This window comes from Streptomyces sp. NPDC048664 (genome assembly GCF_040650555.1).
Lineage (GTDB): Bacteria > Actinomycetota > Actinomycetes > Streptomycetales > Streptomycetaceae > Streptomyces.
Genome location: NZ_JBEZHK010000024.1, coordinates 34,317 through 48,713 on the forward strand (window position 1 = coordinate 34,317; position 14,397 = coordinate 48,713).

15 protein-coding genes are annotated in these 14,397 nt (G+C 73.4%); 8 read left to right on the forward strand and 7 right to left on the reverse strand.

Going from position 1 to position 14,397, the window contains the following annotated elements; genetic code table 11:
* Window positions 1–12 precede the first annotated feature (12 nt).
* Window positions 13–996 carry an aldo/keto reductase gene (locus AB0C59_RS24215; RefSeq protein ID WP_363007906.1) on the reverse strand — a complete coding sequence of 328 codons (984 nt, stop codon included), beginning with the start codon at window positions 994–996 and terminating at the stop codon, window positions 13–15.
* A gap of 94 nt (window positions 997–1,090) precedes the next feature.
* Window positions 1,091–1,468, reverse strand: a complete 378-nt coding sequence (locus AB0C59_RS24220) for a hypothetical protein (protein ID WP_363007908.1) — start codon at window positions 1,466–1,468, stop codon at window positions 1,091–1,093.
* A gap of 186 nt (window positions 1,469–1,654) precedes the next feature.
* On the opposite strand from AB0C59_RS24220, the gene AB0C59_RS24225 reads away from it, so the two are divergent.
* The 4 genes from AB0C59_RS24225 (at window position 1,655) to AB0C59_RS24240 (ending at window position 4,536) form a co-directional block, all read left to right on the forward strand.
* The gene (locus AB0C59_RS24225) at window positions 1,655–2,578 is read left to right on the forward strand and encodes a MurR/RpiR family transcriptional regulator (protein ID WP_363007910.1); all 924 of its coding nucleotides are present in this window, start codon (window positions 1,655–1,657) and stop codon (window positions 2,576–2,578) included.
* A gap of 292 nt (window positions 2,579–2,870) precedes the next feature.
* The gene (locus AB0C59_RS24230) at window positions 2,871–3,257 is read left to right on the forward strand and encodes a hypothetical protein (protein WP_363007912.1); all 387 of its coding nucleotides are present in this window, start codon (window positions 2,871–2,873) and stop codon (window positions 3,255–3,257) included.
* A gap of 127 nt (window positions 3,258–3,384) precedes the next feature.
* Window positions 3,385–3,690: a YkvA family protein gene (locus tag AB0C59_RS24235; protein WP_363007914.1), complete on the forward strand. Its 306-nt coding sequence runs from the start codon at window positions 3,385–3,387 to the stop codon at window positions 3,688–3,690.
* A 72-nt stretch (window positions 3,691–3,762) separates the two neighbouring features.
* Entirely contained in the window at window positions 3,763–4,536 is a 774-nt protein-coding gene (locus AB0C59_RS24240) for an SDR family oxidoreductase (protein WP_363007916.1), read from the forward strand.
* 46 nt (window positions 4,537–4,582) lie between these two features.
* Here the strand turns inward: AB0C59_RS24240 and AB0C59_RS24245 are convergent, their stop codons facing one another.
* From AB0C59_RS24245 to AB0C59_RS24255, 3 genes are all read right to left on the reverse strand, one after another.
* Window positions 4,583–6,976 (reverse strand): glycosyl hydrolase family 65 protein, encoded by a 2,394-nt coding sequence (locus tag AB0C59_RS24245; RefSeq protein ID WP_363007918.1) that lies wholly within the window; start codon window positions 6,974–6,976, stop codon window positions 4,583–4,585.
* Window positions 6,973–7,719 carry a beta-phosphoglucomutase family hydrolase gene (locus AB0C59_RS24250; RefSeq protein ID WP_363007920.1) on the reverse strand — a complete coding sequence of 249 codons (747 nt, stop codon included), beginning with the start codon at window positions 7,717–7,719 and terminating at the stop codon, window positions 6,973–6,975. The genes AB0C59_RS24245 and AB0C59_RS24250 overlap by 4 nt, the downstream gene beginning before the upstream one ends.
* Before the next feature lie 89 nt (window positions 7,720–7,808).
* Window positions 7,809–8,681, reverse strand: a complete 873-nt coding sequence (locus AB0C59_RS24255) for an ANTAR domain-containing protein (protein WP_363007922.1) — start codon at window positions 8,679–8,681, stop codon at window positions 7,809–7,811.
* A gap of 151 nt (window positions 8,682–8,832) precedes the next feature.
* Here AB0C59_RS24255 and AB0C59_RS24260 point away from each other — a divergent pair, with 151 nt between their 5' ends.
* The 3 genes from AB0C59_RS24260 (at window position 8,833) to AB0C59_RS24270 (ending at window position 11,490) form a co-directional block, all read left to right on the forward strand.
* Complete coding sequence (locus AB0C59_RS24260) at window positions 8,833–9,516, forward strand: nucleoside/nucleotide kinase family protein (protein WP_363007924.1); 684 nt, start codon at window positions 8,833–8,835, stop codon at window positions 9,514–9,516.
* A 289-nt stretch (window positions 9,517–9,805) separates the two neighbouring features.
* Window positions 9,806–10,957 carry a permease gene (locus AB0C59_RS24265; RefSeq protein WP_363007926.1) on the forward strand — a complete coding sequence of 384 codons (1,152 nt, stop codon included), beginning with the start codon at window positions 9,806–9,808 and terminating at the stop codon, window positions 10,955–10,957.
* Between the two features lie 65 nt (window positions 10,958–11,022).
* Window positions 11,023–11,490 carry an SLATT domain-containing protein gene (locus AB0C59_RS24270; protein ID WP_363007928.1) on the forward strand — a complete coding sequence of 156 codons (468 nt, stop codon included), beginning with the start codon at window positions 11,023–11,025 and terminating at the stop codon, window positions 11,488–11,490.
* A gap of 24 nt (window positions 11,491–11,514) precedes the next feature.
* Here the strand turns inward: AB0C59_RS24270 and AB0C59_RS24275 are convergent, their stop codons facing one another.
* Window positions 11,515–11,895: a PPOX class F420-dependent oxidoreductase gene (locus AB0C59_RS24275; RefSeq protein ID WP_363007930.1), complete on the reverse strand. Its 381-nt coding sequence runs from the start codon at window positions 11,893–11,895 to the stop codon at window positions 11,515–11,517.
* A gap of 102 nt (window positions 11,896–11,997) precedes the next feature.
* Window positions 11,998–12,639, reverse strand: coding sequence for an HAD family acid phosphatase (locus tag AB0C59_RS24280; protein ID WP_363007932.1), 642 nt, complete (start codon window positions 12,637–12,639; stop codon window positions 11,998–12,000).
* A 257-nt stretch (window positions 12,640–12,896) separates the two neighbouring features.
* Here AB0C59_RS24280 and AB0C59_RS24285 point away from each other — a divergent pair, with 257 nt between their 5' ends.
* A complete protein-coding gene (locus AB0C59_RS24285) occupies window positions 12,897–14,303 on the forward strand; it encodes a S1 family peptidase (protein WP_363007934.1) in 1,407 nt (468 codons plus the stop codon).
* The last annotated feature ends 94 nt before the right edge of the window (window positions 14,304–14,397 follow it).

Consider the following 14,397-nt stretch of genomic DNA (forward strand, 5'->3'; position numbering starts at 1 on the left):
CCGCCACCACGGCTACCAGCGGTCCTCGACCTGGTTCTTGATCCGGCGGTCGTACAGTTCCTCGATCGCCTCCAGCGTGTCCCGTGGCAGTGCGGGCAGATGGCCGACCGCCGCGTTGGCGTGGGCCTGCTCCGCGTTGCGCGCGCCGGGGATGACCGTGGTCACTCCGGGCTGCTGGATGATCCAGGCGAGCGCCAGCTGCGCCGGCGTCCAGCCCTCGGGGGCGAGCGCGGCGAACTCGGCGGCCGCCTGCACGCCCGTGGCGAAGTCGACGCCGGAGAACGTCTCGCCCTGGTCGAACGCCTCGCCGTGGCGGTTGAAGGACCGGTGGTCGTTCACGGGGAACACGCTGTCGCGGGTGTACCTGCCCGACAGCAGGCCGGAGGCCAGCGGCACGCGGGCGACGACGCCCACGCCGGCCGCCCGCGCCGCCGGGAGGACCTCGCGCAGGGGCTTCATCCGGAACGGGTTGAGGATGATCTGGACGCTCGCCACGTGGGGGCGGGCGATCGCGGTCAGCGCCTGCTCGCAGGTCTCCACGCTCACGCCGTACGCGGCGACCCGCTCCTCCGCGACCAGCGTGTCCAGAGCGTCGTACACCTCGTCGCTGGAGTAGACGGGCGTCGGCGGGCAGTGCAGCTGCACCAGGTCGAGGCGGTCGACACCGAGGTTGCGGCGCGAGCGGTCGTTCCAGGCGCGGAAGTTGTCCAGGACGTAGTTCTCGGGGAGCTGGTCCAGGCGGCGGCCCATCTTGGTCGCCACCTCCACATGCACGTCGGGCCGCCCCAGCAGGAAGGCGGCGATGGTCTGCTCGCTGCGCCCGTCGCCGTAGACGTCGGCGGTGTCGAAGAACGTGACGCCGGACTCCGCCGCCGCCTCCAGCACCTCGTGGGCGTCCTTGTCGTCGACGTCGCCCCAGTCCGCTCCCAGCTGCCAGGTGCCCAGGCCGATCACCGACGCGTGCTGCCCCGACCTCGCGAATGCTCGCTCTTCCATGCCGCCCAGTCTGGCACCCGGCCCGGCCCGCACCCGTGCTCGGCACGCCCCTCGGCGCGCGCCGCACACGCGCTCGGCGCACGCGGGGGGACGTTCAGCCCCGGTTCTCCAGCCGCAGCTCGACGTCGACCTCCTGGTCGCCCGCGACCACGCCCAGCTGGTGGACGAGGAACGTCTCGTCGAGCAGGCGCCGCAGACGCTCCACCGCCCGTGGCTCGCCCTGGAGTTCGGCCGTCACCGGACCCGACAGGGCCCCCGGGGCCGACGTCCCGCCGGGGATCTCCCGCGACATGTCGAAGGTCCCGGTCCACACGGAGGGCCGGGCCTGATGGCAGTCCTGCGGCATGTCCTCGGCGCGGCGGTCCGAGCCGAAGTGCCGGCACAGTTCGGCGAACAGCTGACCGGCGTCCGACGCCGAGCAGTCGCTGATCACCACCTCGACCTGCGGTGCGTGCGCTGCGTCCGAGTCCACGGCCCGCTCCTCTCCTTGGCTGACCGGCCCGGATACGTCCGGTCCGATGCCCCCACGCACGACGGTACGGCGCGGGGAACGCGACCGCCTGTCGGGACGCCGGCCGCCCGATCCCTGGTAAGCCCCCTGGTCAGCGCGTTTGGTGAGCTATGTTGAAAAGCGTCAGGACACGGAGGAGGAGGTCCGGTGACATCGCCGCAGAAGGCACGCGCCCAGGCTTCTGCCATCACTGCGGGGAGGGCGGCCCCCGAGACGGGTGCCGCGCCGACGTCCCAGCTCAGGCAGTTGTTCGATGGTCCACGGCTGTCCCCGGGACATCGCCGGATCGCCCAGTACCTGATCGAGAACATCACCGAGGCGGCGTTCCTGTCGATCACGGACCTGGCCGAGCGGGCCGGCGTCAGCCAGCCCTCGGTGACCCGGTTCGCCGCCGCCGTCGGCTTCAGCGGGTATCCCGCCCTGCGGGAGAAACTCCAGTCCATCGCCCTCGGCGCACTGGGCAGCGGCCCGAGCACGCCCGCCGAGCACCGCAGCAACGAATTGCAGTCCGCCGTGGACGCCGAGATCGAGAACCTGGAGAACCTCCGCCGGGACCTCGGCGATCCCGGGCAGGTCATCGGCACGGGCCGCGCGCTGTCCGCGTCGACGCCGCTGACGGTGCTGGGCCTGAGGATCTCCGGCTCCCTCGCCGAGTACTTCGCCTACGCCGCCCGGCGCATCCACCCGGACGTACGGCTGGTGACCCGGGGAGGCAGCGTGGCCTACGACGCCCTGCTGCAGTCCCGGGAGGCGGGCGGTACCTGGGTGCTGGCGTTCGCGATGCCCCGGCACGCCCAGGAGACCCTGACCGCGGTACGGGTCGCGCGCACGGCGGGCCTGAAGGTCGCCCTGATCACGGACCTGGGCCTCGGGCCGCTGGCCGACGAGGCGGACGTCGTCTTCGCCACCGGTACGGGCTCGCGGCTGGTGTTCGACTCGTACGCGGCCCCGGGGCTGATGGCCGCGGCGCTGCTCCAGGCCATGACCGACGCCGACCCGGAGCGGACCCAGGCGCGCCTGGAGGAGTACGAGCAGGTCGCCGACCAACATCAATTCTTCCTCAAGGACTGACGGTCCGGCCGCCTCACATGACGGGATGTTTCCACCCGAACCACGCATGAATTTTTTCATGTCCTTGCGTACCCATCGGTATATATAAATACTGCTCGCGGATCGCGCTCCCGTTCTCCGGGACGCGCCGCATGGACGACCGAGGCAGTCCGCTCCTACCCACGGGCCCCGGGCGTCCGTACGGGTCCCGCTGCGCGGGCGTCCGCGGCGGCGGCTCCGGCCCTCCCCTAGACCGGAGCCGCCCCCAAACTGCCGCAGCATCCTGAGCCGACGTGACCCGGAAGCGAAGATCATGGCCTTGATGACGACCTACTCGCCGACCAGCTCCGACTGGCCGTGCCAGGTCAAAGCACCCGGCAGCTACGACTGGGAGCGCTCGGCCGCCAGGTGGCTGCGCGAACTGGTGCCCGCTCGGTACGCCAGCTACCCGTCCCTGCTCCGCCACCCCGTGCTGCTCGCCCGCCATGCGCAGATCCAGGTGCAGCAGGAGGTGCGGGTGGCCCGCACCGCACTCCAGACGGCCCGCGCGGAGCTTCCCGCGCTCGGTCTGCCCGAGTCGGTCATCGAGACCACGATCAGGATGTACGCGGCCGAGGTCATGCAGCTCCAGCACATCGCCCGCAGCGTGCGGGCGGTCAGCCAGGCCCTGGTGGACAACGGCACCTCCCGCGGCCACTGACCGCCGGGGCACGACGGCCGGCGCGACCGTGCGCGAGCGTGTGAGTCCGGCCCCGCAGGGGCACTGTCCGCCGTGAACCCGGGCATCCGTAGGGGTGGACGACTCCTACGGATACCCGGAGCTGCGGATGGACTCCACGACCTGGACCGTGCTCGTAGTGGCCGCGGTGCTCGCCGCGGCCGTGCTCGGCCTGGCGCTGGCGCTGCTGCTGCGCCTGGTGCGCACGCGCCGCGACCTGCGCCGGGCCGGACTGCCCACCGGGCCTCGCTGGGTCTTCTGGGGCGCGGTCCTCTATCTGGTGCTGCCCACCGACCTGCTGCCCGATCCCGTCTACCTGGACGACATCGGCGTACTGCTGCTCGCCCTGCGCTCGATGCGCTCGGCCCTGCCGGCAGGGGAACCCGGGCCGGGTGCCGGGGCGTTGTCCGACTGACGGGCCGGGGGCCGCGAGGCCGCGGCGCGTGGCCCGGGGAGGCCGGGCAGGTCTGAGGGACGGGGGCGTCGGATGACGGCGGATTTCGCGTGCAGGGCGGGGGCCGTGCTGACGGCGGGCGGCACGGGAGGCATCGGGGCGGCGGTGGTCAGGACCCTGGCCGAGCGTGGCTGCGACGTCGCGTTCACCTACCGCGCGAACGAGGAGGCGGCCCGGTCGCTCGCCGCCGAGGTGCGCGGGGCGGGGCGGCGCTGCCTCGCCCTCCGGCTCGACCTGGCCGACGAGAGGGCCGCGGCGAAGGCGGTGGACGACACGGGCGAGGCGTTCGGGGCCATCCACACCCTCGTCCACGCGTCGGGCCCGCACGTGCCGATGACGCATCTGAGCCAGGTCTCCCCCGGTCGGTACCGGGCGCAACTGGAGGCGGACGCCGTGGCGTTCTTCAACCTGGTGCATCCCGCGCTGCCCTGGCTGCGGGAGAGCCGGGGCAGCGTCGTCGCCGTCACCACGGTCGCCACCCGCCGCTTCCCGGTGCGGGACGGGCTGTCGTCGGGCACGAAGGGCGCGGTCGAGGCGGTGGCCCGGGCGCTGGCCGCCGAGGAGGGCCGCTACGGGGTGCGGGTGAACTGTGTGGCCCCCGGCATGCTGTCGGACGGCATGGCGAGCCGGCTGATCGCCGACGGTGACCTGGACGAGAGGGCCCTGGAGGCGGCCCGCCGGAACATTCCGCTGGGGCGCTTCGGCCGCGCTCAGGACGTGGCGGAGGCCGTCGCGTTCCTCGCCTCGGACCGGGCGGGGTTCATCACGGGCCAGGCGCTCGGGGTGGACGGCGGGTACAGCGTGTGAGCGGATGCCGCCCGCACCGCGGCGGGCGGGCGGCATCGTGCGGGCCTCAGCCGGACGCGTCGCCCCGGTCGCCCCGGTCGTCCCCGTCGCCGCCTCCCTCCCGGCCGCCGGGACGCCGGTGCGGCGGCTGGTCCGGCGCGGGGAGGGCCGCAAGTCGCGGGATGTCGAGCGTGCGGGGCTTGTCGACGTCGAGCGTGACCGCCTCCCCGTGGTGGTGGACGGTGAGCGGCTCACCGCCGAGCAGGGTGTAGGTGGCCGCGCCTCGGCCGATCTCCACCCGCAGCCCGCGGCCCCCGAGTTCCAGGCGGAAGGCGAGCCGGCTGAACCTGTCCGGCAGGCGCGGCGCGAAGGCGATCCGCTCGCCGTGGTGGCGCAGTCCGCCGAAACCCGCCACGAGCGCCATCCAGGTGCCGGCCAGCGACGCGATGTGCAGCCCGTCCCTCGTGTTGTGCTCCAGGTCCTCCAGGTCCATCAGCGCGGCCTCGCGCAGATACTCGTAGGCGAGCGGCAGATGGCCCGTCTCCGCCGCCATGACCGCCTGGCAGCACGCCGACAGGGAGGAGTCCCGCACGGTGAGGGGCTCGTAGTAGGCGAAGTTGCGCGCCTTGTGCTCGGCGTCGAAGAAGGGGCCGCAGGTGTACATGGCCAGCACCAGGTCCGCCTGCTTGACCACCTGCTTGCGGTACAGGTCGAAGTAGGGGAAGTGCAGCAGGAGCGGGTACTGGTCGGGCCGGGTCCCGTCGAAGTCCCAGCGCTGGTAGCGGGTGAACCCCGCGTGCTGCTCGTGGACGCCCAGGGTGTCGTTGTACGGGACGTGCATCGCCTCGGCGGCGTCCCGCCAGGCGGCGCTCTCCTCCTCGTCGGCGCCCAGTTGCGCCGCCCGGCGCGGATGGCGCTCCACCGCGTCGGCGGCGGCCAGCAGGTTCGCCCGCGCCATCAGGTTGGTGTAGGTGTTGTCGTCGGCCACCGCGCTGTACTCGTCCGGGCCGGTCACCCCGTCGAGGTGGAACGCGCCGTGGTGGTCGTGGTGGCCGAGCGAGCGCCACAACCGGGCGGTCTCCACCAGCAGTTCCACCCCGGTGTCGCGTTCGAAGGCCGTGTCGCCGGTGACCGCCGTGTAGCGCACGACGGCGTCCGCGATGCCCGCGTTCACATGGAAGGCGGCGGTGCCGGCCGGCCAGTAGGCGGAGCCCTCCGAACCCTCGATGGTCCGCCAGGGGAAGGCCGCTCCGCGCAGCCCGAGTTGGACGGCGCGCTCGCGGGCGGCCGGGAGCGTGCTCTGCCGCCAGCGCAGTGCCTCGGCGACCGCGTCGGGCGAGGTGTAGGTGAGCAGCGGCAGCACGAACATCTCGGAGTCCCAGAAGGCGTGGCCGTCGTACCCGGAGCCGGTCAGCCCCTTGGCGGGGATGGCGCGCCGCTCCGCGCGGGCTCCGGCCTGCAGGACGTGGAAGAGGGCGAACCGCACGGCCTGCTGGATCTGCTCGTCGCCGTCCACCTCGACGTCGGAGCGGGCCCAGAAGTCGTCCAGGAAGGCGCGCTGCGCCTCGACCAGGCCGGTGAAGCCCTCGCGGGTGGCGGCGGCCAGCGCGGCGTCGACCTGGTCGCTGACGGCGGGCAGCGACCGGGTGCCGGACCAGCCGTGGGCCACGAACTTCTCCACACGCAGTCGCTCACCCGGCTGGAGCGCGCTGGCGACGGTGAGGCGGGCCAGGTCGCCGCTCGCCTCGCTCTCGGTGGTGGTGGGCTCGGGGCCGCTGACGGTGTGATCGGCCGCCGCGCCGACCCTCAGACCGCTGCGGCGGGTGCGGTGCACGAGCCGCAGCCGGGCGTCCTTGGCGAAGTGCTCCTCCGACTCCAGCGGTGACTGGAGCACGGCGGCGGCGCGTGGGTCCCCGTCGTGCCCGGGCAGTTGCTCGTTCGCCACGAGTTCGGACTGCACGACGATCCGCACCGGTGCGTCGACGGCCTCCACCTCGAAGGCGACGGCGGCGATGGCGCGCTGGGTGAAGGAGACCAGCCGGGTGGAGCGCACCCGGACCGTGGCTCCGGCCGGCGAGGTCCACTCGCAGGTCCGGGTGAGCAGGCCGGTGCGCAGGTCGAGTTCGCGCTCGTGCGCGCGCAGCCGGCCGTAGCGCAGGTCGAAGGGCTCGTCGTCCACGAGCAGGCGGATGATCTTGCCGTTGGTGATGTCGATGACGGTCTGGCCGGACTCCGGATAGCCGTAGCCCGCCTCGGCGTAGGGCAGCGGATGCACCTCGTGGACACCGTTGAGGTAGGAGCCCGGCAGTCCGTGCGGTTCCCCCTCGTCCAGGTTGCCGCGCCAGCCGACGTGCCCGTTGGACAGCGCGAACACGGACTCGCTCTGGGGAAGGACGTCGGGGTGGAAGCCGCGCTCGCGCAGCGTCCAGGGCTCGACGGCGTAGGAGGTGTGGGTGATCACGGGCGCTCCCCCGTCCCCGTCAGCTCCTCCAGGTCGCGTACGACGGTGTCGGCGCCGTGGGCGCGCAGCGCGTCCGCCTGGCCCACGCGGTCCACGCCGACGACGTACCCGAAGTGGCCCGAGCGCCCGGCGTCCATGCCGGCGAGGGCGTCCTCGAAGACGGCGGCGTCCTCGGGGCGGACGCCCAGGTCGTGGGCGGCGGCCAGGAAGGTGTCGGGGCGCGGTTTGCCCGGCAGTCGCCGCTCGGCGGCCACCACCCCGTCGACGCGGACGTCGAAGAGGTGCTCCGCGCCGATCGAGCGCAGGACGTCGCGGCAGTTGGCGCTGGAGGAGACGACGGCCGTGCGCAGCCCGGCGGAGCGAGCGGCCTCGACGAAGCGGATGGTGCCGTCGTACGCCTGGACGCCCTGGGTGCGGATCAGTTCGAGGAGAAGGTCGTTCTTGCGGTTGCCGAGGCCGTGGACGGTCTGCCGGTCGGGCGGGTCGTCGGGGGTGCCCTCGGGCAGCTCGATGCCGCGGGAGGCGAGGAAGGCGCGCACGCCGTCCGCGCGGGGCCGCCCGTCCACCTGCTCGTCGTAGTCGGCGTCGTCGAAGGGCCGGAAGCCGTCCCCGTCCCGTTGGCGCAGGAAGTCGTCGAAGACGCGTTTCCACGCGGCCGCGTGGACGACGGCGGTCTTGGTGATGACCCCGTCGAGGTCGAAGAGGCAGGCTTGGATACCGTCCGGAAGACCGAGCTTCGTCATGGAAGCCACCTTCCCCCGAAGGGTGATCAACAGAGGGTGGCGCGTGTCACAGTCCCGCCCGTACAGGGCGGCGTGCGCGGGGCCGGTGCTCAGGAGCGGCTGCCGCGTCTGCCCCGGTGCCGGCGGCCGAGGGCGTGCAGGTGCTCCAGCGCGGACACCACCACGGTGCGGCCGTACCAGTCGAGCCAGGCGCCCGCCTCGCCGCCGATGAGGTCCAGTGCCGCGACCTGGGCCGGCGTCAGGCCGTCGATGGTGCGGTCCAGATGGGCCGAGACCATGCCCACGCACCTCCCCGACGCGCTGGTCAGCGGCGCGCTGTGGCAGGCGAGGCTGCCCTCGCGCAGGATCACCCGGCGCGCGGGCTCGCTGAACACCGGATCGGTCGCGACGTCGCGCACGGTGACCTGGGTGACCTCGCGCGCGGCCCGCGCGCAGGAGGTGCCCTCGATCCCGACATGGCCGAAGAAGTCCACGAACTCGGCGCTCAGCCCGGTGTGCTTCTCGATGCGCAGACCGCCCTCGGCGCGGTCGGCGGTCTGCACGTTGCCCATGTCCGCGTCGACCACCACGAGGGTCCGGCTCAGCACGGCGCCCAGGACCGCGCCCCGGTCGCCGCTGCGGGCCCTGCCCTCGCGGTCGAAGGTGAGCCGGGGCTCGGAGCTGCGCGCCTGCCGGGGGAACCACAGGGGTGCGCCCGGGTCCGGGCGCGGGGTGAGGGTCACGGCGCCCGCCAGGGTCCGCAGCTTGACGTTGGAATGCTGCGAGGCGCGCTGGAGCAGCGAGAACGCGCTCTCGGAGTCGGGCAGCGCATAGCGCTCCCGCAGGATCCCCTGGGCCTCGGAGATGAGCGGATGCGCGCGCAACCGGGCCCGAAGGTGCCGGACCTCGGCGCCCAGCCGGTCGATCTCCGCGCTCTCCCCGCGGGCGAACTCCCCATGTCCGAACGGTCGCGACTCGCTCATACGAGGCCCTGGCCCCTTTCCCTGCCCTTGTCCGTGCCCTGGTCGGGGGCGCTCGTGCGCGGGCGGCACTTCGTGACCGGCTTCCCCCGATCGCGCCGGGTACGCGTGACCCGCTCTCGCGCGAGGGGCGAGGCCTCTGCTGCAATGGGGGATGACCTTCGACGACCTCCTGGAGCGGGCCGCGTCCCTCGCGCACCCCGGCGGGCGCGTGCTGCTGGGTGTCACCGGCGCCCCCGGGGCGGGCAAGACGACCCTCGCCGAGCGGCTGGTGCGCGAGCTGAACGGCGACGGGCCGCCGTGGGCGGCGCGGGTGCCGATGGACGGGTTCCACCTGGCCGACGCCGAGCTGGACCGGCTGGGCCGCCGTGACCGCAAGGGCGCTCCCGACACGTTCGACGCGGCGGGCTATGCGGTGCTGCTGCGGCGGCTGCGCGAGGAGGAGCACGCCGAGACCGTGTACGCGCCGGGGTTCGAACGGGTCCTGGAGCAGCCGCTCGCGGGAGCCGTCCCCGTCGCCCCGGAGGTGAGGCTGATCGTGACGGAGGGCAACTACCTGCTGCTGGGCACGGGTGCCTGGGCCCGGGTGCGCGAGTGCCTGGACGAGGTGTGGTTCTGCGAGCTGGACGAGGAGGAGCGGGTACGCCGACTGGTCGCCCGGCACGAGGAGTTCGGCAAGCCGCACGACGAGGCGGTGGCGTGGGTGCGGGGCACGGACCAGCACAACGCGGACCTGGTGGCGGGGACCCGCGATCGCGCGGACCTGGTGGTGCCGGCGTCGGCGCTCGTGACCCGCGCGCCCGACCGCACGCGCCGGGCACCGTTCGCCGCGCGGTGACGGGCGTGCCGCGCCAGGGGAGTGCGCGGCACGCCCGTACCGCTGGGCGGACACGGGGCGTACGGCTCCGGTGCTGCGGCACCAGGTGAGCGGCCGCCGTACGCGGGGGCCCGTGTGCGCGGTCTGCGGCTGTCCCCGGTCACTGGTACGCGGCGCCGCGTCCCCTTGTTCACCGGACGGAGCAACCAGTGGGCGGTCCGGGCGCGCGAAAGGGCGCGCGACACCCGACGCTCATACCCCCTAGGGGTACAGTGGCGGCGGACGGACCGTCAGGGCGAAGGGCATCCTCATGTGGCACGAGATCGTGCGCGCGCTGTCCATCACCGGCTCGATGACCTGGGAGATCACGTGGGCGCTGATCCTGGGGTTCACCCTGTCCGCGGTGGTGCAGGCGGTGGTGCGCCGGTCGACGGTCGTCAGGCTGCTGGGGGACGCCCGGCCCCGCACGCTCGCCCTGGCCGCGGGTCTGGGCGCGGCCTCGTCCTCGTGCTCGTACGCCGCGGTCGCCCTCGCACGGTCGCTGTTCCGCAAGGGCGCCGACTTCACCGCGGCGATGGCCTTCGAGATCGCCTCGACCAATCTCGTGGTCGAACTGGGCGTGATCCTGGCCCTGCTGATGGGCTGGCAGTTCACCGTGGCGGAGTTCGTGGGCGGCCCCTTGATGATCGTGGTGCTCGCGGTGCTCTTCCGCCTGCTGCTGCGGGAGCGGCTGCTGCGGTCGGCCCGGGCGCAGGCCGAGCGGGGGCTGGCGGGCTCGATGGAGGGGCATGCCGCGATGGACATGTCGGTGGGCGGCGCGGGCGGCCTGTGGCGCCGGCTGATGTCCCGTGAGGGTCTGACGTCCGTGGCGCACATCTTCGTCATGGAGTGGGCGGCGATCCTGCGCGACCTCGTGGTGGGCCTGCTGATCGCGGGCGCCATCGCCGCCTGGGTGCCGGACGGGTTCTGGCGCACGTTCTTCCTGACCGGCCATCCCGCGGCGGCCAAGGCGATCGGCCCGCTCGTGGGGCCGCTGGTGGCGATCGCCTCGTTCGTCTGCTCGATCGGCAACGTGCCGCTCGCGGTGGTGCTGTGGAAGGGCGGCATCAGCTTCGGCGGGGTGATCGCCTTCATCTTCGCCGACCTGCTGATCCTGCCGATCCTGAACATCTACCGGAAGTACTACGGGGCGCGCATGGCGGTGTTCGTCCTCGTCACCTTCTACGGCGCCATGGTGGTGGCGGGCTACACCGTGGAGTTCCTCTTCGGGGGGCTCGGCCTGATCCCGGACCAGGCGGACGCGAGGATTCCCGAGGAGGGGGTCCGCTGGGACTACACGACCTGGCTGAACATCGCGTTCCTGCTGCTCGCCGCGGGCCTGGTCGTGCGGTTCCTGCGCACCGGCGGCCGGGCCATGCTGGGGATGATGGGCGGTGGCCCCGAACCCGGCGGGCACCACTGAGCCGGACTCCCCTCGGCGGCCGTCCCGCCTTCCCCGATGTCGGCGCGAACCCCGATGATGAGGCCATGAGACGACGGGTGCGCACCGACCAGCACTGGGCCTCGCAGCCGGATCCCCTGCTGGCCCTGGCGCGGCAGGATCTGGCGTTCTACGACCGTCAGGGCGCCCGCGCCCGACGGGAGCACTACGCCACGGAGATCGGGGCGCTGCTCGCCACGTCCTGCACGGTCGTGGCCGCCGGACTGCACGCGCCCGCCTGGCTGACGGCCCTCGTCGCCGGGAGCGCCGTCTTCTTCACCGGTCTGCGCCAGCTCCTGAACCCCGCCCCGCGCTGGGTGCTGGCGTCGCGGTCCCGCGAGACCCTGCGCCGCTCCGTGGACCGCTATCTGCTGCTGCCCGCCGCCGAACGCGACGACGCGGCACGGGCGGCGCTGCGGGCGGCGGTCGAGGAGGTCGGCGCCGAGGAGCTGAGGGAGTGGTCCGACCGGCAGCGGCAGGGGTCGGCGCCGCCGGCTCCGGGCGCGGGGGCCTGAGCGGGACGGCCCGGTGTCACGGCGTCACGGCGTCACACGGATCCCCACGGTGCCCTGTTCGCCCCGGCGCAGCCGGCTGCCGAGGAGGGTGAGGCGGCCGAGGATCCCGTACTTGCGGGCGATCAGCCGCCGGTAGCGGGCGGTGGTGGCCGGGTCGCAGATCTCGGCGGTGGCGGGCACCTGCTCGCCGGTCGGGTTGCCGCGCAGATCGCAGGGGCCGACCAGCACGTCGGACCGGGCCCTGATGCGCTTGACCTTCCAGGAGTCCGCGGCGGTCCACACTCCGAGGGCGTCTCCGTCGCGCACGACCCAGACCGGGGTGGCCACCGTGGTGCCGTTCTTGCGGTAGCTGGTGACCAGCAGGTACTTGCCCGTCGCGAGTCGGTCGAGGGTGGCAGCGTCCATGGGGGAAGTGTAGGCACCCGACGCGTCGTTCGTCCGCCATGGGGAAAGGCGCCGGTGCGGACGGCATGTCCGCACCGGCGCCCTCCCCCGCGCGCGTGGGCGTCAGGACAGCTGGCCGTCGTAGTCGGGCAGCTTGAAGGTGCGCTCGGCGTGGCCGCCCACCAGGTCGGTGTCGTTGTTGCCGACGTTCGCGATGATCGTGTAGCCGTGCGACTCGATCTCCGCGCGCTTGCCCGTCTTGTAGGTGCTGACCTCGTCGAACAGATCCGGGAGGTCGCGCACGTACAGGCCGTCGACCGGGTAGCCCACGGTCTTGAGGTTCCACTTGCTCTCGGCCGCGATGATGCCCGGGCGCGCGGTGACGAAGAAGACGGACACCCCGCGGGACTTCGCGTACTGCGCCAGCGCGAGCGAGGGCTTCACCGCCGGGGTGGGCAGCGCGTACCAGGGGTGGAAGTTCGTCTCCAGCGTGGTGTTGTCGATGTCGAAGACGATCGCGAGCTTCTGTCCGGCGGCGTTCGCGGTGCGCTGCTGGACATACGGCATCGCCTGGTCGACGACCGTCTTCACGTCGTTCTGCCAGGTGGCGTAGTCGACGCCGGAGGCCTGGGCCGCCGCCACGCTCGCCGTGGTCGGGGCGGGAGCCGCGGAAGCGGTACCCGCCGCGGTCACCGTGCCGCCGATGCCCAGCGCCACCACCGCCGAGATCGCGCCGATCCGGCGCCCAACTCCCCGTCGTGTCATGCCCGTCCTCATCTCTACGCGAAATCACAGCACGGCGGCGACGGTCCGAGCCCGTCGCCGCACCGGTCATGTTCACGCCCAAGGATGACCGAAAGGCCACAGAAAAGTTACTCCCAGGTAGACAGTTACTCGCGAGTAAGTTCCTGACCGCTCCCCGGTGAACGCCCCGGGCCGGGCGCACGTATGGAACGAGGGCTCTCGAACACCGGGGCGCCCCGCGGCGGTGACGCCGCGCTGTTCGGGTTCGGGAGCCATCGATGAGGCATGCACGACGACGGATCGTCCGGCGGGGAGCACGTGTCGCCGCCCTCGGCGGAGTGCTCCTGGGCGGCCTGATGGTCACCCAGGCCCTGGCGAGCGAACCGTCCGACGCCCAGGCCCCTCGCACCACGTCCGCTCAGGCCGCCCCGGACACCGGCGGCGCGCTGGTCGCGCGGCTCGGCACCGCGCACACCGCGGGCAGCTGGATCGGCTCCGACGGCAGGCCGGTCGTCGCGGTCACCGACCGGGCCACGGCGGACCGGGTGACGGCCGCGGGCGCCCGGGCGCAGATGGTGGGCCACAGCATGGACCAGCTCAAAACGGCGACGCGGGAGCTGAGTTCCGCGCCCAGGGTGCCCGGCACCGCGTGGGCCCTGGACTACCGGACCAACCGGGTCGAGGTGGAGGCCGACAGCACCGTCTCCGCCTCCGACTGGTCCCGGATGACGCGACTGGCCCACGGCATCGGCGACTTCGTGCGGATGCGGCGCACCGAGGGCCGGTTCACGACCCGGGTCAACGGCGCCGAACCGGTCTTCTCGACCAGCGGCCGCTGCTCGGCCGGGTTCAACGTGACGCGCGGGCGGACCGCGTTCGTCCTGACCGCCGGGCACTGCGGGCCCGGCGGCACGACCTGGTTCGCGGACAACACGGGGGGCAACCAGCTGGGGCAGACGGTGACGTCCGAGTTCCCCGGCACCGGGGACTTCTCCCTCATCCAGTACGCGGACGGGCAGCCGGCACCCGGGGGCAACGTGATCGCCATCGGCGGCGGGCGCGGAGTGCGGATCACGGCGTCCGGCGATCCGGTCGTCGGGCAGAAGGTCTTTCGCAGCGGCAGCACGAGCGGCCTGCACGACGGCGAGGTGACCGCGCTGGACGCGACGGTGAACTACCCCGAGGGCGCGGTGACCGGTCTGATCCAGACCACGGTCTGCGCCGAACCGGGCGACAGCGGCGGCCCGTTGTTCTCCGAGGGCATCGCGCTCGGGGTGACGTCGGGGGGCAGCGGGGACTGCCGTTCGGGCGGCACGACGTTCTTCCAGCCGGTCACGGCGGCGATGTCCGCGCTCGGGGTGCAGCTCGCGGGGCAGTCGCCGTCCCCGTCCGGCGCGGCGGGGCGGTCGGCCGCCTCGCCGGGCCCGGACACCTCCGCCTCGAAGGGCGCCGGCGTGGCGCCGGGATCGTCGGTGCCGGGGGCAGCGGCGCCGGGCGCCGTGCAGGCGGTCGGCACCACGGCCGGGGCCGGCGACCTGGTGTCGCGGATCACGGATCCGCGCAACGTCGGCCCGGGTCTGCTGGTGATCGCGGGAAGCCTGGCCGCCCTGGCCGCCACCCGCTGGATCCGCACGGAGCAGGATCGCAACGCCTACCGTCGGGCCTACTCGGGCACCTGGGGGTGAGTCGTGGGGTCCGGAGCCGGAGCCCGGTCGTCGTCGGTGCGTGGAGCCGGCCGCCGCCGGGCGAGGGGCCCGCGAGTCATGGCCGGGCGGGGCG

Bases quoted from the DNA above. Each gene is read 5' to 3' on its own strand.
- AB0C59_RS24215 (WP_363007906.1), bottom strand. From the start codon at position 996: ATGGAAGAGCGAGCATTCGCGAGGTCGGGGCAGCACGCGTCGGTGATC.
- AB0C59_RS24230 (WP_363007912.1), top strand. From the start codon at position 2,871: ATGGCCTTGATGACGACCTACTCGCCGACCAGCTCCGACTGGCCGTGC.
- AB0C59_RS24235 (WP_363007914.1), top strand. From the start codon at position 3,385: ATGGACTCCACGACCTGGACCGTGCTCGTAGTGGCCGCGGTGCTCGCC.
- AB0C59_RS24240 (WP_363007916.1), top strand. From the start codon at position 3,763: ATGACGGCGGATTTCGCGTGCAGGGCGGGGGCCGTGCTGACGGCGGGC.
- AB0C59_RS24250 (WP_363007920.1), bottom strand. From the start codon at position 7,719: ATGACGAAGCTCGGTCTTCCGGACGGTATCCAAGCCTGCCTCTTCGAC.
- AB0C59_RS24255 (WP_363007922.1), bottom strand. From the start codon at position 8,681: ATGAGCGAGTCGCGACCGTTCGGACATGGGGAGTTCGCCCGCGGGGAG.
- AB0C59_RS24260 (WP_363007924.1), top strand. From the start codon at position 8,833: ATGACCTTCGACGACCTCCTGGAGCGGGCCGCGTCCCTCGCGCACCCC.
- AB0C59_RS24265 (WP_363007926.1), top strand. From the start codon at position 9,806: ATGTGGCACGAGATCGTGCGCGCGCTGTCCATCACCGGCTCGATGACC.
- AB0C59_RS24270 (WP_363007928.1), top strand. From the start codon at position 11,023: ATGAGACGACGGGTGCGCACCGACCAGCACTGGGCCTCGCAGCCGGAT.
- AB0C59_RS24275 (WP_363007930.1), bottom strand. From the start codon at position 11,895: ATGGACGCTGCCACCCTCGACCGACTCGCGACGGGCAAGTACCTGCTG.
- AB0C59_RS24280 (WP_363007932.1), bottom strand. From the start codon at position 12,639: ATGACACGACGGGGAGTTGGGCGCCGGATCGGCGCGATCTCGGCGGTG.
- AB0C59_RS24285 (WP_363007934.1), top strand. From the start codon at position 12,897: ATGAGGCATGCACGACGACGGATCGTCCGGCGGGGAGCACGTGTCGCC.